We start from the raw sequence: 23,543 nt of genomic DNA on the forward strand, positions 1-23,543 counted from the left end.
GACGGACTGCGCCTCAATCCTGATCGCGGTGTCCGCGGCTCCGTCCGAGCCCGAGATTGTTCAGCTCGCGGTCGATCCGCAGCTGCACGCGGCGGATCGCCAGCAGGTCGAGTTTTGCTTCGGTCTTGCCCGTGAAGACCCGATCGCCGATCTGGAAACGCCATTTCCAGACGCCGGGCATGAGCTGCGTGACGCTGAATTCGACGCCCTTGTGAATCATCTGGAACGGTTCCGCGAATGAACGGCGGTCGTCGATATTTAAATCATAGGTTGTATTAATACTTAACACCCGTCAAAGGATGGAGTGAAACCGTCGCGCCCGTTCGGACGTCGTTGTGGATCCCGAAGTGGATCCGTTCGCCGGCGGCGCCGCCTTGCCTCGCGACACGCTATCGATGCGCTGGCCGGACTAGCCAATGTTACGAACACTGGCGGAACCCGAGTCTTCCCGTGAAGGCTACGTAGTTTTTGGGGGCGTCAGGAGGGGTACCAAGGTAGTATGCAGATTGTGCCAATCGTGATCCGGCCTCGCCGAATCCTTCGGTAACTCGTTGATTATCCGATGCAGTCGGGACGAACGCCGAGTCGTCTGCTCGCGGAACTTTGTTCTGCCCCGGAGAACTACGGATCGCGCCGCGTCGCAGCCCAAGCGATGCCCGACAGCACAACGCCGTCCGCTTGAAATGCTTGCGGACGGCGCTGGCCCTAGCCCCAGGAAGGTGTGCAAAATCCTGATAGCTGGAAACCTATACAATTTGTGCCACAGGACATGTCCCAAATTGGCTATCACAGCGACCAATCCGGACCGTGTTGCCTCCGCGCTTCAGCGCGTTGCCGCCACCGTTGGCGCAGACCTCACGCGGAAGCGCGCGCCGTTCGACTCGCGAGCGGGGAGGCGGCCTCCAAGGCTAGATTTAAATGACAATCGCCAGAATGGTGGCGTTCTACGTTGGGGCAACCGCGCTCATGGGAGCGCTCGGATTCGTATTTGGCGGTTCTTAGCTCGTGCACTGGCGACGCGGAGTGCATCGGGACTGAGGCAACTTTCTTGGTATACGCCCTGCTACTCGCTATCCTAGGCGGTCTCCTGGTATTCGTCGGAAGGTCCTTTCCGTCCGCTTCGAAATCCGCCGAGCGGGACGATCCCTAGCAAGGAACGGATGGCGATATGCGGAACACCGTGTTCTTCCGGAATCCTCAAAACCTGTGGATAAGATTAAATTTATTCTTACCGGGGCTAGCCATTTCATCCCGACCATATTTTCGAGAATTTTCCCGGTAGGGGCCGCAGGCGTGAGCGGCCCCTTTCGAATTCGGCGGACCGGCGAAGCGGCCCCAGCATCGACCTCCAAGGGCGCTGGGGCCGTTTCTTTGGAGGGACGAGTTTATATTCCGGCCCTTGGAATGATTTCCGAGACTAGGTGGTCGAATTCTGTGCGAGCCTCGACGGTGGAATCGCCGTCAGCTTAGCGCGAGCGGAGAGATCTCCGCGCTCTCACGACGAATGAAGGAGGCCGCCAACTGAGGCGGCCTCAATGCTTCGCGCCATTTTTGCGAGAGATCAGGGAGGCGCAAAACAGCCGCTCAGTGGCGGAGCGAGTCTCGACAGCTATGTCTTACCGAGTAGGTCTTTACGATGACGCCGTGCGAGGCGCTGTCGCCAAAAGCGTCGCGGATCGCCATGCGATATGGATGGAAGCCATCCGTTGAAATCTCCGGCTGGCCGATGACACGACTGCGAAGGTCGTGCAGGAAGTTCATCGTGCTTTCGGTGTTACGCTTGCCGACGCCCCAGCTAATGATCGCCTTCTGGGTGCCAGCCATACCGATGAAAATGTACTGATCGCCTTTGGCGTGAATTTCGTGGCGCTGGACGTTCTTCTGTTTCTTGCCGACGAAGGACCACGCCTCATCAAGCTCAAGGCGCTCGGTGCGGATGCCGACCATCAAACGGTCGTGCAGCTCCATGCAGCCCATGCCGACACGCAGAGCCAGGTTGCCAACGGTGCCACGGTTAACGCCGGTCAGTCGCGCAGCGGTGCGGATGCCGACGCCTTCGCAAAGCGCGGCAATGACTTCGATTTGCTTTTCGCGGGAGAGAACGTTCATGAAGCTCATCCTTCACGGTGTGAAGGGGACGGCTTCCGCGAGACTCTAGCAAATCAGCGCTGCAACGCTTATATTTGCGAGATGGTCATTCGCTTCGGGCTCATCCCCGGTGCGGTTGATCGGGGCCGCTGCGGCTGCAACCAAAGCGGTCCCACTAGTTCGATGGTTCAGGGAGCCGGACTCGGACCGACATCTCCACCCTTGTAGGGGCGGGTGTCCTACCTTTAGACGATCCCTGAAAACCCTAGAGCCGATTGCAGGGCCGTAGCGTTCCTCCCCCGAGGTTTGACGCTGCGGCCCTTCCTTTTTCCTCGCCCCTTGGCGCTCGGCCAGCGCTCCAAAGGGCTCAAACTGTTGTCATGGTGGTTCCCTCAACGAACGGGAACATGACATCTATCCAGTTAACTTGCAATACCGAGTTAGCGATAGTGGATAAAATTTTTCCTTGCTTTATCCTCGTTGACCCTCTATAGGTTCCGCAACTTAGGAGGGCACAATGGCTAAGGTCCGCAGTCCGAATTACCCGGCGATGTCGCTTGGGCCTGCGCTGGAGGCGATCCGCCCGGCTTTTGCGAAGGAAAATCGCAATAAAATGTCGCGCACGGTGCTTGCGAAGCATCTAGGCTATTCTAGCCTCAATGGTCGCGCACTCGGCAGAATCGGCGCTGTCCGCGCCTATGGGCTCATCGAGGGGGGCGGTGACGAGCTTCGCATTAGCGATGATGCCGTAGCTGCGCTAAATGCCCCGAACGGCTCGACGGAACGGACGGCCGCGCTTGGGCGTCTGGCGAACAAGCCATCGTTGTTTCAAGAGCTCTCGAAAGAATTTGAGACGGTGCCGAGTGTGGACAATCTCAAGTTCACGCTCATCAAAAAGGGGTTCACTGCGGAAGCTGCTGAGAAGGCGGCAAAATCTTATCTTGCCACGTTCAACCTTGTTGGCGGCATTCAGGACGAGTATAATCCTCCCGAAGAAGAGGATGAGGCCGATATGTCCCAAGCCATTCAGCAGTCAGCGGAATTGTCGAGGGCCTTAAATAAGCCTCTCGATTCAATCCAGAAGCCAATTCAGGAGGTCTTCAACCTCCCCGAGGGGACGGTCACGATCACCTTTCCAAAGCAGCTTTCCATGGAAAGCTATCAGGACCTGGAGGACCAACTGAGTTTGCTGCTGCGCCGCGTGAAACGCCAAGCGAACAAGGACGACGAGGCCGCCAACTGAGGCGGTCTCTAGAAGAATTTCTTTTGGGACTTGCTGGTTGCGGCCAAATAGACTCCGACCCCAGCACCGATCAGGATACAAAAAACCAATATTGCCGGGCCATAAAAATATACGAAGCGCAGGGCCGCATCGATGGCTGCGACGAAGTACCATAGGCCCATAAAGAAATAGAAGGCGATCTTGTCGGCCACTGGTCATCCCAAAGTGGTGCTGGCGATAAGGGTATCGCTCCACGCGTTTACAGTTTCTTTCGCCATTAGCTTGGATTTCGAACTCCGTTCCCCCACGGAGAACCCCGGTAATCCCACTACGATGTGGACTTAGAACGAATCGGGGATCATCGGAATCTATGTGCCCAGAACGCGGAATACGGCCCCTCGGTAGGACTACTGAGAACACCGGGCCACGCATGGTTGCGACAGGGTTAAGTTCAAACTAGGCCACTCGAAATTTCAAAGTAGGCCACTGGGGATGGAAACAGGCCAGCACCGACGCGCCGAAAAGAACATATTGCGAACATAGAACAAACGTGGTACGAGATTCCTATCAACAACGCATTCCGCCCGAGCTCATCTCCCGTTTTTCCCGCTAGCGAATCCCCGCCATAAGGAGCACATCCCAAATGTCCGCTACTGCACTGCGTATCGTCGAAGGATCCTCCATGGACAAGTCCAAGGCCCTCTCAGCCGCGCTCTCCCAGATCGAGCGCCAGTTCGGCAAGGGCTCGGTGATGAAGCTCGGCAAGAACGACCGTTCGATGGATGTCGAGACGGTGTCCTCGGGGTCGCTGGGGCTCGATATTGCGCTCGGCGTCGGCGGCCTGCCGAAGGGGCGTGTCGTCGAGATCTACGGGCCGGAATCGTCGGGCAAGACCACGCTGGCACTGCACACCGTGGCGGAAGGCCAGAAGAAGGGCGGCATCTGCGCCTTCATCGACGCTGAACATGCGCTCGACCCGGTCTATGCGCGCAAGCTCGGCGTCAACATCGACGAGCTCCTGATCTCGCAGCCCGACACCGGCGAGCAGGCGCTGGAGATTTGCGACACGCTGGTGCGCTCGGGTGCGGTCGACGTGCTGGTGGTCGATTCGGTCGCGGCGCTGGTGCCGAAGGCCGAACTCGAAGGCGAGATGGGCGATGCGCTGCCGGGCCTGCAGGCGCGCCTGATGAGCCAGGCGCTGCGCAAGCTCACCGCGTCGATCAACAAGTCCCATACCATGGTGATCTTCATCAACCAGATCCGCATGAAGATCGGCGTGATGTACGGCTCGCCGGAGACCACCACCGGCGGCAACGCGCTGAAGTTCTATGCCTCCGTCCGCCTCGACATCCGCCGCATCGGCGCGATCAAGGAGCGCGACGAGGTGGTCGGCAACACCACCCGCGTCAAGGTGGTGAAGAACAAGCTGGCACCGCCCTTCAAGCAGGTCGAGTTCGACATCATGTACGGCGAGGGCGTCTCCAAGATGGGCGAGATCCTCGACCTCGGCGTCAAGGCCGGCATCGTCGAGAAGTCGGGCGCCTGGTTCTCCTATGACAGCCAGCGGCTCGGTCAGGGCCGCGAGAATTCGAAGGCGTTTCTGAAGGCGAATCCCGACATCACCGCCAAGATCGAAGCCGCGATCCGGCAGAACTCCGGCCTGATCTCCGAGCAGATCCTTGCCGGCACGCCCGAGCGCGACGCCGAGGGCGAAGAGCCCGCCGACGAGTAAGCCTCGGGCATGATCCGGAAAAGCGCGAAGCGGTTTTCCGAAAGATCATGTTCGAACGATCAAATCATTTCGCTGCAAGCGGGCGCTGAGGACGTTGAGTTGCCGACGTCTTCGGCGCCCGTTTGGTTTTGTGCGGCGTTCAGTGAGTTGAAGCGGTGAAGCGTCTGATCTTGAGTAATCCATCCGGGCTCGACCTGAAGCGCGCAGGTCTGGGCGACGCGGTGCTTCCGCTTTCATTTCGTTTCGGCTGTGGCATGCTGCCTTCGCCACGAGCGCTGGCGGCCTATTTCGGCGTGCGAGCGGGCCAGAAGCCGGGGAATCATTGGTCCGATTGGATTTCCCCGTCGGCGAAGCGCGCGACTTGGAAGGACCTCGCGTTCAACGATTATTGCCAGTCGTTCGACATCATCGAATTGTGGTTTGACCCTGATCCAAACGATCAGCTGCAGTTGATCTGGGTGCTCGACCAGTTTCATGCTCAGCCGGACATGTTGGCGAAGCTGAAATTGCGTCTCGTCGGCTTCAGCCTGCTAACGATGGACCCGGCATGGCGCGGTTGGAACGAGGTCCCGCTGGCTAACATCCGACCTGCGGATATCGAGACGGCCAGCATGTGCTGGCAGGCGTATCGGGCGACAACTCCGGAGGCGTGCTTCGATGCGGTGCACCGCGACCTGAGTGCGTTTCCGTTGCTGAGGCCGGCTCTGCTTGATCTGCTCTGCGAACTGCCGTGGAGCGGATCGGGACTTGGTGCGACCGAGATACGGCTGCTTGAGCTGATCGCTGCGGGTTTCATGGGCACGAACGCGCTGCTCTATCTTCGCGGCTTTCGCCAGCGTGGCGTCTTCAACGACATGGAAATCGGCGGGCTGCTCGAAGGGCTTGCGCATGGACCGCGGCCGGTGATCGCTGGGCTCGACGATGACTTGCGTGTCATCGAACCCGGGAATGCACGGGCGCGTCTTGAGGCCTACCAGCGAAGCCGCTTGTCGATCACCGAGTTTGGCAAGGCAGTCCTTGCCCACGAGGCAGACTTCACCGATCACAATCCGATCAATCGCTGGTGGGGCGGCACGCATCTCACCAACGACAACCTCTGGCGCTGGGCTCCGGCATTGACGAAGCCCTAGCGTTTGGCTCTCGCCGGCCTACCCGCGCGCCAGCGCCTTTTCTCGGCTCGCGACCAGCGCCCGCAAATCTTCCGTCACGGCGACCGATTGATGGGTCTTCTGGTCGGTCGCGACCCAGATGATCTCGCCGGTGGCGCGGAGATCGTCGGAGCCCTTGGCGAAGATCGCGAGCGCCAGGTTGATCGAGGAGCGGCCGATCCTGGCGACCCGCACGCAGACCTCGATATCCTCGTCGAACCGGATCGGCGCCTTGTATTCGACCACCGATTTCACGGTGTGGAAGTCGATGCCGGTCCGCGCCACCTCGCCGAGATAGTCGTAACCGAGCGCGCGGAAATATTCGGTGATGGCGGTGTCGAAATAGGTCAGGTAGTGCGCGTTGAACACCACGGCCTGCGCGTCGACCTCGGAATAGCGGACGCGAAACGGGAAATGAAACCAGAATTCCTCGCGCATGTATCCCCCTGCCGCGGGCCGCCCGCGGCTATCGTTGGCCTCGCGTCCGCTTTGACCGGTGCAGGTCGCGGACGGGCGAAACGCCGAATTCTTTTCGTTGCAGATGACAGGTTGAGCCGGAGGGCTCAACCTGCGCTTTGATATCCGGGCGACGCGAGCGCCTCCCGAGACACGTCGCCCGACTACTCCGCCGCCTGCGCGTAATCCTCGATCGGCGGGCATGAGCACACCAGATTGCGGTCGCCGTAGACATTGTCGACGCGGCCGACCGGGCTCCAGTATTTGTCGGACCGCGACACGCCGGCCGGGAAACAGCCCTCGGCGCGGGTGTAGGCCCGGTTCCAGGCGTCGTCGGCGATGTGGTGGACGGTGTGCGGCGCGTGGCGCAGCGGCGAGGCCTCGACCTTCCAGCGGCCCTTCTCGATCTCCGCGATCTCGCCCCGGATCGCGATCATCGCATCGCAGAAGCGGTCGATCTCGAACTTGGATTCCGATTCCGTCGGCTCGATCATCAGCGTGCCCGCCACCGGGAAGCTCATGGTCGGCGCGTGGAAGCCGTAGTCGATCAGCCGCTTGGCGATGTCGTCGACGGTGACGCCGCTGGTGGTCTTCAGGGCGCGCGGGTCGACGATGCATTCATGCGCGACGCGATCCCGGGCATTGCGGTACAGCACCGGGAAGTGCGGCTGCAGCCGTGCGGCGATGTAGTTGGCATTGAGGATCGCGATCTCGGTGGCGCGCGTCAGGCCTTCGCCGCCCATCATCAGGATGTAGATGTAGGAGATGGTCAGGATCGACGCCGAGCCGAACGGCGCCGCCGACACTGGGCCGATGGCGTGGGCGGTCGCCCCGTCGGTCGCGGGATGGCCCGGCAGATAGGGCGCAAGATGCGCCTTCACGCCGATCGGGCCCATGCCGGGGCCGCCGCCGCCATGCGGGATGCAGAAGGTCTTGTGCAGGTTGAGATGGCTGACATCGGCGCCGTAATCGCCGGGCCGCGACAGACCGACCTGCGCATTCATGTTGGCGCCGTCGAGATAGACCTGGCCGCCATGCGCATGCACGATGTCGCAGATCTCGCTGATATGCTCCTCGAACACGCCGTGGGTCGACGGATAGGTGATCATCACGGCGGCGAGGTTGGCCGAATGCTTCTCGGCCTTGGCACGGAGATCGCCGACATCGACGTCGCCGCGCGCATCGCAGGCGACAACCACGACGTCCATGCCGACCATCGCGGCCGAGGCCGGATTGGTGCCGTGCGCGGAGGAGGGGATCAGGCAGACCTTGCGGTGCGGCTCGCCGCGCGCGAGATGGTAACCCCGGATCGCAAGGAGTCCGGCATATTCGCCCTGCGCGCCGGAGTTCGGCTGCAGCGAGATCGCGTCATAGCCGGTGATGTCGCACAGCCACTGCTCCAGCCGCTTGAACAGCGCGTGATAGCCCTTGGCCTGATCTGCGGGGGCGAACGGATGCAGATTGCCGAACGCCGGCCAGGTCAGCGGGATCATCTCGGTGGTGGCGTTGAGCTTCATCGTGCAGGAGCCGAGCGGGATCATCGCGCGGTCGAGCGCGAGGTCGCGGTCGCTGAGCTTGCGCATGTAGCGCAGCAGCTCGGTCTCCGAGCGATGGGTGTTGAACACCGGGTGGGTGAGGAAGGCGCTGGTGCGCCGCAGCTCCTTCGGCAGCGCCTCGCGCGCGGCCGCCTCGATCTCGGCAAAGCTGAGCTTGCCGCCGAACACGCGCCACACCGCCTCGACCGTCTCCGGCGTCGTGGTCTCGTCGAGCGCGATGCCGAGCGTGGTCGCACCGATGCGCAGATTGATCCGCTCCGCCTGCGCGCGGGAGACGATCTCGATCTGCTTGCTGCCTGCCTCGACCGTCACGGTGTCGAAGAACGCCTCGCTGGTCGGCGCAAAGCCGAGCTTGCGCAGGCCGGCGGCGAGCACGGTGGCGCGGCGATGCACGCCGCGCGCGATGTGGGTCAGGCCCTCGGGGCCGTGATACACCGCGTACATCGAGGCGATCACGGCGAGCAGCACCTGCGCGGTACAGATGTTGGAGGTCGCCTTCTCGCGGCGGATATGCTGCTCGCGGGTCTGCAGCGCGAGGCGATAGGCCGGTGCGCCGCGCGAATCCACCGAGAGGCCGACGATGCGGCCGGGCAGCGAGCGCTTCAGCGTGTCGCGCACCGCCATGTAGGCGGCGTGCGGTCCGCCATAACCCATCGGCACGCCGAACCGCTGCGCCGAGCCGATTGCGATGTCGGCGCCGAGCTCGCCGGGCGAGGTCAGCAGGGCCAGCGACAGCAGGTCCGCCGCGACGATCGCAAGCGCACCCTTGGCGCGCAGCGATGCGATTGCCGGCCGGAGGTCGCGCACCGCGCCCGTCGTGCCCGGATATTGCAAAAGCGCGCCGAGCACGTCGGCCTTGTCGAGCTCGGTCAGGGGATCGCCGACCACCAGCGCCCAGCCCAGCGGGGCGGCGCGCGTGCGCATCACCGCCAGCGTCTGCGGATGCACCTCCTGGTCGACGAAGAACACCTTCGCCTTGACCTGCGAGTGGCGCTCGGCGAGCGCCATCGCCTCGGCCGCCGCAGTCGCCTCGTCGAGCAGCGAGGCGTTGGCGACGTCGAGACCGGTGAGATCGCAGATCATGGTCTGGAAGTTGAACAGGGCTTCGAGCCGGCCCTGGCTGATTTCCGGCTGATACGGCGTGTAGGCGGTGTACCAGGCCGGGTTCTCCAGGATGTTGCGCTGGATCACCGCGGGCAGGATGGTGCCGGAATAGCCCTGGCCGATCAGCGAGGTGAACACCTGGTTCTGCCCGGCGAGCTCGCTCATATGCGCGAGCGCCTCGGTTTCACTCAGCGCACGGCCGAGATCGAGCGGCGCCTTCTGGAGGATCGACGCCGGCAGCGTCTCGTTCATCAGCGCCTGCAGGCTCGCGGCGCCGACCGTCTCCAGCATCGCGTTGACGTCGCGCGGTGATGGTCCGATGTGGCGGCGGACGAAATCGGTGGCGGCTTCGTTGATCGGCTTGAAGGGCGCGTTCATGGCGAGATCCTTGGGATGATCCTCAGGCGGTGTGTGCGGCGTAGGCGGCTTCATCCATCAGGCCGCCGAGTTCGCCCTTGTCGGCAATCTTCAGCTTGAAGAACCAGGCCTTGCCGCCGGCATCCGAATTGACCAGCGCGGGCTCGGCGGCGAGCGCTTCGTTGACCTCGATCACATCGCCGGTGATCGGCGCGTAGACATCGGAGGCCGCCTTGACCGATTCGACGACGGCGGCGGCCTCGGCCTTCTTCAGGCTGCGGCCGACCTTGGGCAGTTCGACGAACACGACGTCGCCGAGCTGCGATTGCGCGTAGTCGGTGATCCCGATCGTGGCGACGTCGCCCTCGATGCGGAGCCATTCGTGGTCGGACGTGTACAGCGTCGTCATGGGGTCGATCCTTCAGCGTTTAGCGTTTGTAGGTATTGGGGACGAAGGGCGTGGCGGCGACCTTGAGCGGTAGCCGTTGGCCGCGCACTTCGGCGAAAACGGTGGTGTCGAGCGCGGAAAGCGAGGTCGGCAGATAGCCCATCGCAACCGGCGCATTGAGGCTCGGGCCGAAACCGCCCGAGGTCACCTTGCCGATCTGTTCGGTCGAGGTCGGATCGGCGAACAGGGCGGCGCCTTCGCGCACCGGTGCGCGGCCGTCGGGCCTCAACCCGACGCGGCGGCGGGCAGCGCCTTGTGCGAACTGGGCGAGGATCTTGTCGGCGCCGGGAAAACCGCCGGCGCGGGCGCCGCCGCTGCGGCGGACCTTCTGCACCGACCATTCCAGCGCGCCTTCGACCGGGGTCGTCGTGGTGTCGATATCGTGGCCATAGAGGCAAAGCCCGGCTTCGAGCCGCAGGCTGTCGCGCGCGCCGAGCCCGATCGGCAGCACGTCGGGATTGTCCAGCAGTGCGGTGACCAGGGCCTCCGCCTTGCCCGCGGGCACGGAAATCTCAAAACCGTCCTCGCCGGTATAGCCGGAGCGCGAGACGAAGCAGTCGATGTCGGCGACGCGGCGCGGTCCGGCGTCCATGAATTTCATCGAACTGACATCTGGGCAAAGCTTCGCCAGCGCCGACTCGGCTTTCGGCCCCTGCAGCGCGATCAGCGCGCGGTCGGCCAGCGACACGATCTCGCAGGTGTCCGAGAGATGCGCCCGCAGATGCGCCTCGTCCTCGGCCTTGCAGGCGGCGTTGACCACCAGGAACAGGTGATCGCCGAAATTCGCCACCATCAGGTCGTCGAGCAGGCCGCCGTCGTCGTTGGTGAATTGCGCGTAGCGCTGCCGTCCCGGCGCGATGCCGACGATGTCCTGCGGCACCAGTTTTTCCAGCGCGAGCGCCGCGTCGCCGACGTTGCCGGATTTGGCCTTCAGCACGAGCTGTCCCATATGGGACACGTCGAACAGGCCGGCTTCCTTGCGGGTGTGCAGGTGCTCCTTGAGCACGCCGGCCGTGTATTGCACCGGCATGTCGTAGCCGGCGAACGGCACCATCTTGGCGCCGCGCGCCAGATGCAGCGCATGCAGCGGGGTCTGTTTCAGCGGAGAGGTTTCGCGCGCAAGCATCACAGGGCCCTCGCGGTTCCCGCCGGGGACCTATTTCCCCTTGAGAAACCTGCAGAAAGCCCCATCTGTCGCTGTGCCTGAGAGTATTATCCCGTCGGCGGGCGCGTCGGGGAGAACCCCAGCGCCTCTTTCCAGATGTCAGACGTCACGCGGTCCTTTTGCCTGAGAGTTTCCGGGGCGGTTGCTCCTTCGGCGCCGGCGGCAAAGCCGGTCTCTCCCGACGTGACGGGGTAACAGGTAGGTAGAAAACACGGCGCCACCAAGACTGTCAACGCAGCTGCAGCAACTATCCAACGGGGCTTTGTGCTGCCGCGGCAAGCCCATGATCCGCCTGCACAGTTTCTGGACACCGCAGCTGGCAATGTCTAAAAGCGTTCGGCCGGAAAATGACGCCTTTTTGCGGCTGGCCGGCCCCTTTTTCCGATTGGATGAACATGAGCAGCGTCAACGACATCAGGTCGACATTTCTGAACTTCTTCAAGGAGAACGGCCACGAGATCGTGGCGTCGTCGCCGCTGGTTCCGCGCAACGACCCGACCCTGATGTTCACCAATGCCGGCATGGTGCAGTTCAAGAACGTCTTCACCGGCGTCGAGAAGCGCGCCTATCAGCGCGCCACGACGTCGCAGAAGTGCGTCCGTGCCGGCGGCAAGCATAACGACCTCGACAATGTCGGCTACACCGCGCGCCATCTCACCTTCTTCGAGATGCTCGGCAACTTCTCGTTCGGCGACTACTTCAAGGAGCGCGCGATCGAGCTCGCCTGGAATCTGATCACCAAGGATTTCGGGCTGAAGAAGGACAAGCTGCTGGTCACCGTCTACCACACCGACGACGAGGCGGCCGGCTACTGGAAAAAGATCGCGGGCTTCTCGGATGACCGCATCATCCGTATCCCGACCTCGGACAATTTCTGGGCGATGGGCGATACCGGCCCGTGCGGTCCGTGCTCCGAGATCTTCATCGATCGCGGCGAGCATATCTGGGGCGGCCCTCCGGGCAGCCCGGAGGAGGATGGCGATCGCTTCCTCGAATTCTGGAATCTGGTGTTCATGCAGTACGAGCAGGTGACGAAGGAGGAGCGCGTGGCGCTGCCGCGTCCCTCGATCGACACCGGCATGGGGCTGGAGCGCATGGCCTGCATCCTGCAGGGCGTCGAGAGCGTGTTCGAGACCGATCTGTTCCGCCATCTGATCGATGCGGCCGCATCGGCCCTCGGCCATGGGCCGAACGCGCAGAACGTGGCGTCGTACCGGGTGATCGCCGACCATCTGCGCTCCTCGGCGTTCCTGATCGCCGACGGCGTGCTGCCGTCGAACGAGGGCCGCGGCTATGTGCTGCGCCGGATCATGCGCCGCGCGATGCGCCATGCGCAGCTCTTGGGCGCGAGCGAGCCGCTGATGCATCGCCTGGTCTGGGCGCTGGTCCGCGAGATGGGCCAGGCCTATCCGGACCTGGTGCGCGCGGAGAAGCTGATCGAGGAGACGCTGCAGCTGGAGGAGACCCGCTTCCGCAAGACTCTGGTGCGCGGCCTGTCGATCCTCGACGAGAAGAGCGCCGGCCTCAAGAAGGGCGACATGTTCGACGGCGACACCGCGTTCACGCTGTACGACACTTACGGATTCCCGCTGGACCTGACGCAGGACGCGCTGAAATCGCGCGGCATCAGCGTCGACCAGGCCTCGTTCACCGACGCGATGAACCGACAGCGCGAGAAGGCGCGCGCCTCCTGGGCCGGCTCCGGCGAAGCGGCGACCGAGACGATCTGGTTCCCGCTGCGCGAGAAGCTCGGCGCGACGGAGTTTTTGGGCTACGAGACCGAGAGCGCGGAAGGCGTGGTGACGGCGCTGGTCAAGGACGGCGCCGAGGTCGGCGGCCTCAAGACCGGCGAGAGCGGCGCGATCGTGCTGAACCAGACGCCGTTCTATGCGGAGTCCGGTGGTCAGGTCGGCGACGTCGGCATCCTCACCGGCGAGGGCGTCAAGTTCCGCGTCACCGACATGCAGAAGAAGGCCGGCGACCTGTTCGTGCATGTCGGCACGGTAGAGCAGGGCACGCTGAATGTCGGCACCGCCCTGCAGCTCGAGGTCGATCACGCCAGGCGTTCGTCGATCCGCGCCAACCACTCGGCAACGCATCTGTTGCACGAGGCGCTGCGCCAGGTGCTCGGCGATCACATCGCGCAGCGCGGCTCGTTGGTCGCGCCCGATCGCCTGCGCTTCGATTTCGTGCATCCGAAGCCGATCACCCCGGAAGAGCTCGCCCGCGTCGAGGACATCGCCAACGACGTCGTGCTCGAGAATGACGAGGTGACGACCCGCATCATGGGTGTCGATGACGCCCGCGAGGCCGGTGCGCGTGCATTGTTCGGCGAGAAATACGGCGACGAGGTTCGCGTCGTCTCGATGGGCAAGAGCGCCCGCGAGCACGGTCAGAACGCGCTCGGCTGGTCGGTCGAGCTCTGCGGCGGCACCCATGTTCGCCGCACCGGCGACATCGGCCTGATTTCGGTGACCAGCGAGAGCGCGGTCGCCTCCGGCGTCCGCCGCATCGAGGCGCTGACCGGACATCACGCGCGAAAGCACGCCAATGACACCATGACACTGGCGAAGACCGCGGCGGCCGAGCTGCGCACCTCGATCGAGGATGTGCCGGCGCGCATCGCCGCCCTGATGGAGGAGCGCAAGAAGCTCGAGCGCGACCTGTCGGATGCCCGCAAGAAGCTCGCGATGGGCGGCGGAGCGTCGTCGAACGGTGCCGCCTCCGGCGTGCGCGAGGTCGGCAACGTCAAGCTGCTCGCGCGTGCGGTCGAGGGCGTCGAGACCAAGGACCTGAAGAGCCTGGTCGACGACGGCAAGAAGCAGATTGGCTCGGGCGTGGTCGCGATCGTCGGCGTCACCGAGGACGGCAAGGCCGGCATCGTGGTCGGCGTCACCGCCGATCTGACCTCGCGCTTCAACGCGGTCGAGCTGGTGCGCAAGGGCTCCGAGGTGCTCGGCGGCAAGGGCGGCGGCGGCCGGCCCGACATGGCGCAGGCCGGCGGTCCCGACGGCGCCAAGGCGGACGCCGCGCTGTCGGCGATCGAGCAAGCGATGGCCAGCGCCTGACGGAGGTTGATCGTGGCGACGGCTCCGCTCAAGCCCACGATCAATCCCGGGCTCCGCGATCGTCTCTACGAGCTGCTCGAACGCGATGATCTGCCGCATTCCGGCGGGTCGCGGTTTGCCGGGGTCATCGTCGCCATCATCGCCATCGACGTGCTGGCGGCGATCCTGGCCTCCGTGCCCGAGATCGACGCGCAGTTCGGCGGGCTGCTGACGACCATCGAGATTGCGGCGGTGGCGGCTTTCGCGCTGGAATATGCCGCGCGGCTCTGGAGCGTGGTCGGCCATTCCCTGCGTGACGTGACGGCGCCGCAGGCGCGGCTGGAATACGCCTTCTCGGCGCTCGGCGTGATCGACCTGCTCGCCTTCCTGCCGTCGGCCATCGCGCTTGCGATCGGTGACAAGACCGCGCTGGTGCTGTTCGGCATGCTGCCGTTCCTGAAGCTGGTGCGTTATTCGACCGCGATGCGCTCGCTGCTGGCCGCGCTGCATGCCGAGCGGCGCACGCTGTTCGGCTGCGTCGTGATCCTGACCGGCGCGGTGCTGCTGTTCGCGTCGTTGCTTTATGCCATCGAGCACAAGGTGCAGCCGGACAAGTTCGGCACCATGCCGCAGGCGATGTGGTGGGCGATCGTGACGCTCGGCACGGTCGGTTACGGTGACGTCGTCCCGGTGACGTTGCTCGGCCGCATCGTCACCGTGGTCGCGATCGTGGTCGGCTTTGCGATGATCGCGTTGCCGGTCGCGATCATCTCGACCGCGTTCGCCGACGAGGTGCGGCGGCGCGACTTCGTGGTGACCTGGGGCATGCTGGCGCGGGTGCCGCTGTTCTCGCATCTTGGCGCGGCCGAGATCGCCGATATCATGCGGCTGTTGCGGTCGCAGACCATCGAGGCGGGCGAGATCCTGGTGCGACGCGGCGATGCGGCGTCATCGATGTATTTCATCACCGCCGGCGAGGTCGAGATCGACCTGCCGAGCCAGCGGGTGCGGCTCGGCGACGGCACGTTCTTCGGCGAGATCGCGCTGCTGCGCCGGACCAGCCGATCCGGCACGGTGACGGCGATGCGGAAGACCAAGCTGCTGTTGCTCGACGCGCAGGACTTTCATGCCCTGATCGAGCGGATGCCGGCGCTGGCAATGCATGTGAAGGACACCGCGGATGCGCGGCTGGCGGAGAGCGCTGGCGCCGGCGACGTTGCCGAGGCCGAAATCGCGCAGGCCAGTCCGGCCGGGACCGGCGGCGGTGACCGGGATTAGTCTGGCGCTCGCTGACTTTGCGGCCCGCATCCGAGGACGTAAAGACGCGCGAATGAACAAACCAGTTGCCGAAGCCTATCGCGGCTGCCAAATTCAACGGCAGTGACAAAGGTCGCGCAATTGTCCGGATCAACTACCCCGCCTGATCTCCTTGTCACCCAACGTGAAATCCAAAATCAGACCACGCATCGGCACGGAAAATTGCCCCGGTCCGCCCGGCCTCCCGCGAAAGAAGTAAGCGCATGAGCAAGAGCTCTTCCACCATCATCTACACGCTGACCGATGAGGCTCCGGCGCTGGCGACCGCGGCGTTCCTGCCTGTCGTGCGCGCGTTCGCGGCGCCGGCCGGCATCAACGTCGCCGTCAGTGACATCTCGGTCGCGGCCCGTATCCTCGGCGAGTTTCCCGAATTCCTGACTGAACAGCAGCGCGTGCCAGACAATCTGGCCGAGCTCGGCCGGCTGACGCTGCTGCCCGGCACCAACATCATCAAGCTGCCCAACATCAGTGCCTCGGTGGCGCAGCTGCTCGCGGCCATCAAGGAGCTGCAGGCCAAGGGCTACAACATCCCGGACTATCCCGGGAGCCCGAAGTCGGACGAGGAGAAGGCGATCCGGGCGCGCTATGCCAAGTGCATCGGCAGCGCGGTCAATCCGGTGCTGCGCGAGGGGAATTCCGATCGCCGCGCGCCGCTGGCGGTGAAGAACTATGCGCGGAAGAACCCGCACAGCATGGCCGAATGGAGCCAGGCTTCGCGCTCGCACGTCTCGCACATGCACCACGGCGACTTCTACCATGGCGAGAAGTCGGTGACGCTGGACAGGGCGCGCGACGTGAGGATGGAGCTGATCACCAAGAGCGGCAACACCGTCGTGCTCAAGCCCAAGGTGTCGCTTCAGGACCGCGAGATCATCGACTCGATGTTCATGAGCAAGAAGGCGCTACTGGAGTTCTACGAGCAGCAGATCGAGGACGCATACAAGACGGGGGTGATGTTCTCGCTGCACGTCAAGGCCACCATGATGAAGGTGTCGCACCCCATCGTGTTCGGCCATTGCGTCAAGATCTTCTACCGCGACGCTTTCGAAAAGCACGGCGAGCTGTTCGACGAACTGGGCGTGAACGTCAACAACGGCATGGTCGACCTGTACAACAAGATCGAAGCCCTGCCACAGAGCAAGCAGGATGAGATCAAGCGCGACCTGCACGCCTGTCACGAGCATCGGCCGGAGTTGGCGATGGTCGACTCGGCCAAGGGCATCACCAACTTCCACTCGCCCAACGACGTGATCGTGGACGCGTCGATGCCCGCCATGATCCGCAACGGCGGCAAGATGTGGGGGCCGGACGGCCGTCTGAAGGACGCCAAGGCCGTGATGCCGGAAAGCACCTTCGCGCGCATCTACCAGGAGATGATCAACTTCTGCAAATGGCACGGCGCCTTCGATCCCCGCACCATGGGCACGGTGCCCAACGTTGGTCTCATGGCGCAGCAGGCCGAGGAATACGGCTCCCACGACAAGACCTTCGAGATCCCCGAGGACGGCGTCGCCAACATCACCGACCTCGCCACCGGTGAGGTTCTCCTGAGCCAGGACGTGGAGAAGGGCGACATCTGGCGCATGTGCCAGCTCAAGGACGCAGCCATCCGCGACTGGGTCAAGCTTGCGGTGACGCGCGCCCGCAATTCCGGCATGCCGGTGGTGTTCTGGCTTGATGCGTACCGGCCGCACGAGGCCCAACTGATCACCAAGGTCAAGATGTACCTGCACGAGCACAACACATCCGGCCTCGACATCCAAATCATGAGTCAGGTGCGCGCCATGCGCTACACCCTGGAGCGCGTAATCCGCGGTCTGGATACGATCAGCGCCACGGGCAACATCCTCCGCGACTATCTGACCGACCTGTTTCCGATCATGGAGCTCGGCACGTCGGCCAAGATGCTGTCCATCGTGCCGCTGATGGCGGGCGGCGGCATGTACGAAACCGGTGCGGGCGGTTCGGCGCCCAAGCACGTGCAACAGCTGGTGGAAGAGAACCACCTGCGCTGGGATTCGCTCGGCGAATTTCTGGCGCTGGCGGTGTCGCTGGAAGACCTTGGTCTGAAAACAGGCAATCCGAAAGCCGCGCTGCTGGCCAGGACGCTGGATATCGCCACCGGCAAGCTGCTGGACAACAAGAAGTCGCCATCGCCGCGGACCGGCGAACTGGACAACCGGGGCAGCCAGTTCTACCTGGCGATGTACTGGGCGCAGGAGCTTGCTGCGCAGACGGATGATCCCGCCCTTCAGGCTCAGTTCAAGACGCTGGCTGAGACGCTCACCCGCAACGAAGAGAAGATCATCGGCGAGCTGGCGGCTGTGCAGGCCCAGCCGGCGGATATCGGCGGCTACTACCTTCCCGATCCGCGAAAGCGCGACGCCGTGATGCGCCCGAGCGCGACGCTCAACGCGGCGCTGGCGCTGACGGGAGGCTCATGAAGGCCGGGGCCGTTTCGGCAAAGGGGCGGAACAAGTCGTCGATTCGCTGCCGCGCAATCTATCGAAGCGGCAGCGATAATCACGATTTCGCAGATCGGCTCCTCAGCCCTTGCGCAGGAACACGTAATCCGCCGAGTAGGGCGCGCTCTTCAGCAAGCCTGCCTTGTCGCAGGCGCCGGTGAGTTGGCCGCCCGAGGTGTTGATCCGCTGCACGGTGGTGACGCCGGTGAGCACGCCTTCGCCACGGCGAGAGATGACCTCGAGCTTTAGCCAGGGAATGTCCGACGCGCCGGCGCCCGGCACATCGCCGGTGGTGCGAGCGATGACAGCGCTGCCGTCGGCATCCTCCCAGTTCGGGCCGGCATAGTGCCGGCCGACCGTCTTGCCGCCGGCGACCAGGGTGGCGATCGGCTCGCGGAACGACCAGGCGAGCTTGCCGTCGGTGACTGGTTTGCACTCATAAACCTGGGCGCCTTCGGCGTGGACGGTGAGCACCGTGGTCTCGCCGGGCGCCGCAATCGGCGCCGGCAGCGGATCGGCAGCGAGCGCCGCCGATCCGGTCAGCAACATGGATGCGAGCGTCACCCGGCCAAGGAGGGTCATGGTCACGTCCACTGTTGTATTCCAGAACCGACGGCCTTACGCCGCCATCGCTTTTGCGAGGTTGTCGGCGACCCTGTCGAGGAAGCCGGTCGTGGAGAGCCAGCGCTGGTCGGCGCCGACCAGGAGCGCGAGGTCCTTGGTCATGTAGCCTTCCTCGACGGTCGCGACGCAGACCTTCTCCAGCGTGGTCGCGAACTTGGCCAGCTCAACGTTGTTGTCCAGCTTGGCACGATGGGCGAGGCCACGGGTCCAGGCGAAGATCGACGCGATCGAGTTGGTCGAGGTCTCCTTGCCCTTCTGGTGCTCGCGGTAGTGGCGGGTCACGGTGCCGTGGGCGGCTTCGGCCTCGACGGTCTTGCCGTCCGGGGTGAGCAGCACCGAGGTCATCAGGCCGAGCGAGCCGTAGCCCTGGGCCACGGTATCGGACTGCACGTCGCCGTCATAGTTCTTGCAGGCCCAGACATAGCCGCCAGACCATTTCAGCGCCGAGGCCACCATGTCGTCGATCAGGCGGTGCTCGTAGGTCAGGCCCTTGGCCTCGAATTCCTTCTTGAACTCGCGGTCGTAGATGTCCTGGAAGATGTCCTTGAAGCGGCCGTCATAGACCTTCAGAATCGTGTTCTTGGTCGAGAGGTAGACCGGGTAGTTGCGCAGCAGGCCGTAATTGAGCGAGGCGCGGGCGAAATCGATGATGGAGTCGTCGAGATTGTACATCTCCATCGCGACGCCGGCGCCGGGCGCCTTGAACACTTCCCGCTCGATCACGGTGCCGTCCTCGCCGACGAACTTCAGCGACAGCGTGCCCTTGCCCGGGAACTTGATGTCGGTGGCGCGGTACTGGTCGCCATAGGCGTGGCGGCCGATGATGATCGGCTTGGTCCAGCCGGGAACTAGGCGCGGCACGTTCTTGCAGATGATCGGCTCGCGGAAGATCACGCCGCCGAGGATATTGCGGATGGTGCCGTTCGGCGACTTCCACATCTGCTTCAGGCCGAACTCCTTCACCCGGGCCTCGTCGGGGGTGATGGTGGCGCATTTGACGCCGACGCCGACCTTCTTGATGGCTTCGGCGGCGTCGATGGTCACCTGGTCATTGGTCTCATCGCGGTATTCCATGCCGAGATCGAAATAGAGCAGTTCGACATCCAGGAACGGGTTGATCAGCTTGTCCTTGATGTACTGCCAGATGATCCGGGTCATCTCGTCGCCATCGAGTTCGACGACGGGGTTGGACACCTTGATTTTTGCCATGACGGAGAGGCCCTCTTGGGAACAGCGCGCTTTTGACAGCGGAGTGATGGAATACGCCTGCGCTATAGCACCGCCCGGGGGCGGGCGGAAGCTGAGGGGGTATGCAGTTTAAGCCCATCTTTTCAGCTAAAACGGGACCTGCGTGGCTGTCCCGGCCACGATGTACCAGGTCACGAACAGGCCCGCGATCAGGGCCCCCGGCAGGCTCGATCCGGTCCGACGCCAGGTGAAGGTCGCAATCACGGCAACGATTGCCAGGAGCGGCACGAACTGGATCGCCACGATGGTAGAGAGCGGCACGAAACCGGGGTCCGGGATCGGGTTGAACAGCTTACCGGTCAGCCACAGCGTGCCGTATTGCAGCACCAGCAACACGATGAAACCGAGCGTCAGCGCCAGGATGTTGGTCAGATAGAGCGCTCCGCGCGGCGCGCCCATGGTCGAGAAATTCCGGTGCAGCACGTGCAGCGCCACCACGAAAAACGCCGTGAACGGAATCAGATAGATCAGGAAGATGAGGAATTGCTTCGCGCTCATCAATTTGAGTGCGACGATCCAGAATCTGAAGTCGATCTTGAAGACGAGGTCGGCGAGCCACAGCACGGCGTAGCCCACCGCAACCGAGGCCAGCGCGATCACGACGGATTGACCGATGAGGCCGGCCCGGCTGGTGCGCTTCGGGGCGAACCACATCAGGGCCAGTGTGATCAGGCCGTTGATGATGGCCCAGACCAGGATCTGGTTGGTGATGCCCTGCGGCAGGAACGCGCTCGGCGTCACGAAGGTGCCGCCCAGCGCAAAGGCCGGATAGTAGGTCAGCGCCGGGATGAAGGCAGACAGGATGAACGCCGTGGTCCAGCGCCGGCCGCTCGCAGCCTGATGCGCCGGCATGGTGCCGTCGGCAACCGCCGGCAGCCGCAGCCGGGAGAACATCGGTGCCTCCAGCAGCCCGTCGAATGTCCCGATCACCAGCGCCACGAAGCCGATCAGCGCGATCAGGGTGCCGATCTCCTTGCGGAACCAGATCTGGTCGTCGACCGGACGAGGGGTGCCGCCCTTCAAGGTCTTGGCGAACCAGTCGAGGCTGTAGCCGATCGCCTCATGCGAGATGTGCTCGGCCGGATGGGTCATCGCGGGGGTGTACAGCACCCGGGCGGTGCCGTCGGCCGGATCGCCATAGACCTTGCCGGGCTCGACCGCGCCTTGCGTCCCGAACAGCGCCCAGAGCTTTGGGCTCTTGGTGACGTCGCGGGCGAGGTCGACGCCCCACATCAGGGTGGAGAACTCCTCGTACTGGGCGAACACCAGCGCGGTGTTGCGCGGCCAGCTCGTGGTGCCCTCGGCGGCGAACGGCTTGCCGGTGGATGAGCCCTCCAGCACCATCGACTTGTAGTCGTTGGGCTGAGCCGCGGCGGCCGCCAGCACGGTCCAGCCGCCCATCGAATGGCCTTCGAGCCCGATGTTGTCCTTGTCGACGAAGGGCAGGCTGCGGAGATAGGCAAGGCCGTCAGGTCCGCCAAAGCCGTTGGTGAAGGAGGGCGGGTCGCTATAGCCGTGGCCGGTCTGGTCGAGCGCCAGCACGACATAGCCGCGGCGCGCGAACTCGATGGCGAAGCCGTCCTGGGTCTCGCGCGAATTGATGTAGCCGTGGACGGCAAGGATGCCGGGTGCCGGGATCTGCGGCGTCGCGTTCGGCGGGACGTAGAGCAGGGCGCTCATGATGTTGCCCTTGGCGCCCTTGAATCTGACATCCTCGATCCGGATGCCGCCTGCGGTCTGCGTGAGGTAGGCGAGCAGGCCCCCCGCCACGATCAAGACCACGCCCACAATCGCCAGCGTCCATCTGCCACGCATCATCGTCCCCCCAAGTGCTTTGACCCCAAAGTGCTTCGACCCCAAGTGCCTCGCCGTTCAACCGGCGCCTCAAGCGTGCCTTTACAGCTTCGCTTTGGTTGTGGTTGATAGCCTATCCGAAGGCCAAGCGCGCGCAAGCGGCGGTCTTCACTCCGTGCGATTGGGACTCCGATTGAGGATTCGCAAACGCGGCTAACCCTGTTATCTCCTTGGAGAAAATGGTCCCGCGCAAAACCGGTGCAAAGCTGGTTGCGCCCCCCTGCATGAGAGTTTGAATCAGCCGCTTCGGAAGCTGATCCAAAATCTTCAGACGTTGAATCAGAAAGTGAAGTGAGATGTCCGGCACCGACAAGACCAAGGCAGGGCACGACCTTGCCGGTCCCGTCGTCATCCTGGTCGAGCCGCAGCTTGGCGAGAACATCGGCATGGCCGCGCGCGCGATGGGCAACTTCGCGCTGACCCGGATGCGCATCGTCAATCCGCGTGACGGCTGGCCGAATGTCGCCGCGCAACGCGCCGCTGCCGGCGCCGACCACATCATCGGTTCCGTCGAGCTGTTCGACACGGTCGAGCAGGCGATCGCCGATCTCACATTGGTGTTCGCGACCACTGCGCGCGCTCACGACCAGGCCAAGCCGGTGGTCGGGCCCGAAGGCGCGGCGAACGAGATCGTCGGTCATGTCGCATCCGGCGGCGGGGCTGGCATCCTGTTCGGGCGGGAGCGCTCAGGCCTGACCAATGACGAGGTCGCGCTCGCCAACCGTATCATCACCTTCCCGGTCAATCCGGGCTTCGCCTCGCTCAACCTGGCGCAGGCGGTGCTGCTGATGGGCTATGAGTGGTTCAAGCTCTCGACCGCCGGCGCGCTGCCGTTCGCGATGCCTGAACGGTCCGAGCCGGCCTCCCAGCACCAGATGCAGGCGTTCTTCGACAACCTCGTCGCCGAGCTCGACAAGGTCGAGTTCCTGCGGCCGGCTGAGAAGCGCGACACCATGCTGGTGAACCTGCGCAACATCTTCACCCGGATGGATCCGACCAAGCAGGACATGCACACGCTGCATGGGGTGGTGATGGCGATCGCCGAGGGCCGCAAGGGTCCGGCCAAGGGCGGCGTGCTCGACGGCGCGCAGGCGACGCGTTTGCGGGCGCTGCTCGCCGAGCAGGGGCAGGGCGGAGCCGCCGCCGACAACTCCAGCACGGTGCGCGGGCTCGCCCGGCTGCTCCGCCGCAATCCGACCGACGCCGAGCGGATCCTGTGGCAGGCGCTGACGCGGGACCGCCGCTTCGCCGGCCAGTTCAAGCGCCAGACCCCGGTCGGCCGCCACATCCCGGACTTCGTCTCCTTCGTGCACCGGCTCGCGATCGAGCTGGTCAATCCGAACGAGAGCGACGCCATCGCCGCCGACCGGGCCAAGCGCAGAGCCTGGCTCGAGGCGCGCGATTATCGGGTGGTCGACATGCAGGCGGCCGACGTCGAGCGCGACCTCGACGGCGAGCTGGCGCGGCTGGAGGGGAGTTTGCAGCAGGAGCGGTGAAGATCGCCGGCTGAGAGTCTGATGGCGTCGAGATCGATCGTAGGCCTCTCCACACGTCGTCCCGGCGAAAGCAGGGACCCATACTCCGCGGCCCGAATTGTGAACGGGATTCGTCGTTCCACCAAGGCGCAACAATGACCGTTCGTGGTTATGGGTCCCTGCTTTCGTGTTTGGTCCCGTGAGATTGGCGAGGGCCTGTATCGGGGCCTGATAGCC

The 23,543-nt window shown here is 64.0% G+C and carries 16 protein-coding genes, 1 tRNA gene, 1 pseudogene and 1 riboswitch; of the genes and pseudogenes, 7 read left to right on the forward strand and 11 right to left on the reverse strand.

The annotated features are described in order from the left end of the window. Positions 1–13: 13 nt before the first annotated feature. The 3 genes and pseudogenes from CO675_RS33385 to CO675_RS33395 all read right to left on the reverse strand — a co-directional run bounded on the left by CO675_RS33385 (position 14) and on the right by CO675_RS33395 (position 2,348). A complete protein-coding gene (locus CO675_RS33385; protein ID WP_097676058.1) occupies positions 14–220 on the reverse strand; it encodes a hypothetical protein in 207 nt (68 codons plus the stop codon). A gap of 1,376 nt (positions 221–1,596) precedes the next feature. Continuing rightward, positions 1,597–2,109 (reverse strand): annotated as a pseudogene (locus CO675_RS33390) (IS1-like element transposase); the annotation flags it as partial. Positions 2,110–2,272: 163 nt separating this feature from the next. After that, positions 2,273–2,348, reverse strand: a tRNA-Cys gene (locus CO675_RS33395). A 257-nt stretch (positions 2,349–2,605) separates the two neighbouring features. On the opposite strand from CO675_RS33395, the gene CO675_RS33400 reads away from it, so the two are divergent. Further along, the gene (locus CO675_RS33400) at positions 2,606–3,331 is read left to right on the forward strand and encodes a hypothetical protein (protein WP_143279184.1); all 726 of its coding nucleotides are present in this window, start codon (positions 2,606–2,608) and stop codon (positions 3,329–3,331) included. 8 nt (positions 3,332–3,339) lie between these two features. Here CO675_RS33400 and CO675_RS33405 read toward each other — a convergent pair whose 3' ends face one another. Continuing rightward, on the reverse strand, positions 3,340–3,522 hold the full coding sequence (locus tag CO675_RS33405; protein ID WP_097676061.1) for a hypothetical protein: 183 nt from the start codon (positions 3,520–3,522) through the stop codon (positions 3,340–3,342). A 431-nt stretch (positions 3,523–3,953) separates the two neighbouring features. On the opposite strand from CO675_RS33405, the gene recA reads away from it, so the two are divergent. Further along, the gene (gene recA, locus CO675_RS33410; RefSeq protein WP_050402041.1) at positions 3,954–5,042 is read left to right on the forward strand and encodes a recombinase RecA; all 1,089 of its coding nucleotides are present in this window, start codon (positions 3,954–3,956) and stop codon (positions 5,040–5,042) included. Between the two features lie 155 nt (positions 5,043–5,197). Then, the gene (locus CO675_RS33415; RefSeq protein WP_245453031.1) at positions 5,198–6,172 is read left to right on the forward strand and encodes a hypothetical protein; all 975 of its coding nucleotides are present in this window, start codon (positions 5,198–5,200) and stop codon (positions 6,170–6,172) included. 18 nt (positions 6,173–6,190) lie between these two features. Here CO675_RS33415 and CO675_RS33420 read toward each other — a convergent pair whose 3' ends face one another. The 4 genes from CO675_RS33420 to gcvT form a co-directional block, all read right to left on the reverse strand. Next, positions 6,191–6,628: an acyl-CoA thioesterase gene (locus tag CO675_RS33420; RefSeq protein ID WP_097676063.1), complete on the reverse strand. Its 438-nt coding sequence runs from the start codon at positions 6,626–6,628 to the stop codon at positions 6,191–6,193. A gap of 182 nt (positions 6,629–6,810) precedes the next feature. Beyond that, positions 6,811–9,684 carry an aminomethyl-transferring glycine dehydrogenase gene (gcvP, locus tag CO675_RS33425; protein WP_097676080.1) on the reverse strand — a complete coding sequence of 958 codons (2,874 nt, stop codon included), beginning with the start codon at positions 9,682–9,684 and terminating at the stop codon, positions 6,811–6,813. A gap of 22 nt (positions 9,685–9,706) precedes the next feature. Beyond that, positions 9,707–10,072, reverse strand: a complete 366-nt coding sequence (gcvH, locus tag CO675_RS33430; RefSeq protein ID WP_097676064.1) for a glycine cleavage system protein GcvH — start codon at positions 10,070–10,072, stop codon at positions 9,707–9,709. A gap of 19 nt (positions 10,073–10,091) precedes the next feature. Then, positions 10,092–11,237 carry a glycine cleavage system aminomethyltransferase GcvT gene (gene gcvT / locus CO675_RS33435; RefSeq protein WP_198964838.1) on the reverse strand — a complete coding sequence of 382 codons (1,146 nt, stop codon included), beginning with the start codon at positions 11,235–11,237 and terminating at the stop codon, positions 10,092–10,094. 140 nt (positions 11,238–11,377) lie between these two features. Then, positions 11,378–11,468: riboswitch (glycine riboswitch) on the reverse strand. A 203-nt stretch (positions 11,469–11,671) separates the two neighbouring features. Between gcvT and alaS the strand changes: the two genes are divergently transcribed. The 3 genes from alaS to CO675_RS33450 all read left to right on the forward strand — a co-directional run bounded on the left by alaS (position 11,672) and on the right by CO675_RS33450 (position 18,084). Beyond that, entirely contained in the window at positions 11,672–14,344 is a 2,673-nt protein-coding gene (gene alaS, locus CO675_RS33440; RefSeq protein ID WP_198964839.1) for an alanine--tRNA ligase, read from the forward strand. 9 nt (positions 14,345–14,353) lie between these two features. After that, positions 14,354–15,601, forward strand: coding sequence for a cyclic nucleotide-gated ion channel (locus CO675_RS33445; protein WP_097676081.1), 1,248 nt, complete (start codon positions 14,354–14,356; stop codon positions 15,599–15,601). A gap of 242 nt (positions 15,602–15,843) precedes the next feature. Next, positions 15,844–18,084 (forward strand): NADP-dependent isocitrate dehydrogenase, encoded by a 2,241-nt coding sequence (locus tag CO675_RS33450; RefSeq protein WP_097676067.1) that lies wholly within the window; start codon positions 15,844–15,846, stop codon positions 18,082–18,084. A gap of 102 nt (positions 18,085–18,186) precedes the next feature. On the opposite strand, the gene CO675_RS33455 is transcribed toward CO675_RS33450, so the two are convergent. From CO675_RS33455 to CO675_RS33465, 3 genes are all read right to left on the reverse strand, one after another. Further along, complete coding sequence (locus CO675_RS33455) at positions 18,187–18,687, reverse strand: DUF3455 domain-containing protein (protein ID WP_097676082.1); 501 nt, start codon at positions 18,685–18,687, stop codon at positions 18,187–18,189. Positions 18,688–18,723: 36 nt separating this feature from the next. Further along, positions 18,724–19,938: an NADP-dependent isocitrate dehydrogenase gene (locus tag CO675_RS33460; RefSeq protein ID WP_097676068.1), complete on the reverse strand. Its 1,215-nt coding sequence runs from the start codon at positions 19,936–19,938 to the stop codon at positions 18,724–18,726. 126 nt (positions 19,939–20,064) lie between these two features. Beyond that, a complete protein-coding gene (locus tag CO675_RS33465; RefSeq protein ID WP_245453032.1) occupies positions 20,065–21,792 on the reverse strand; it encodes an alpha/beta hydrolase family protein in 1,728 nt (575 codons plus the stop codon). Positions 21,793–22,127: 335 nt separating this feature from the next. On the opposite strand from CO675_RS33465, the gene CO675_RS33470 reads away from it, so the two are divergent. Continuing rightward, a complete protein-coding gene (locus CO675_RS33470) occupies positions 22,128–23,327 on the forward strand; it encodes a TrmJ/YjtD family RNA methyltransferase (RefSeq protein WP_097676071.1) in 1,200 nt (399 codons plus the stop codon). Positions 23,328–23,543: the final 216 nt, after the last annotated feature.

The sequence above is a fragment of the Bradyrhizobium sp. C9 genome, assembly GCF_002532045.1.
Classification (GTDB): domain Bacteria; phylum Pseudomonadota; class Alphaproteobacteria; order Rhizobiales; family Xanthobacteraceae; genus Bradyrhizobium.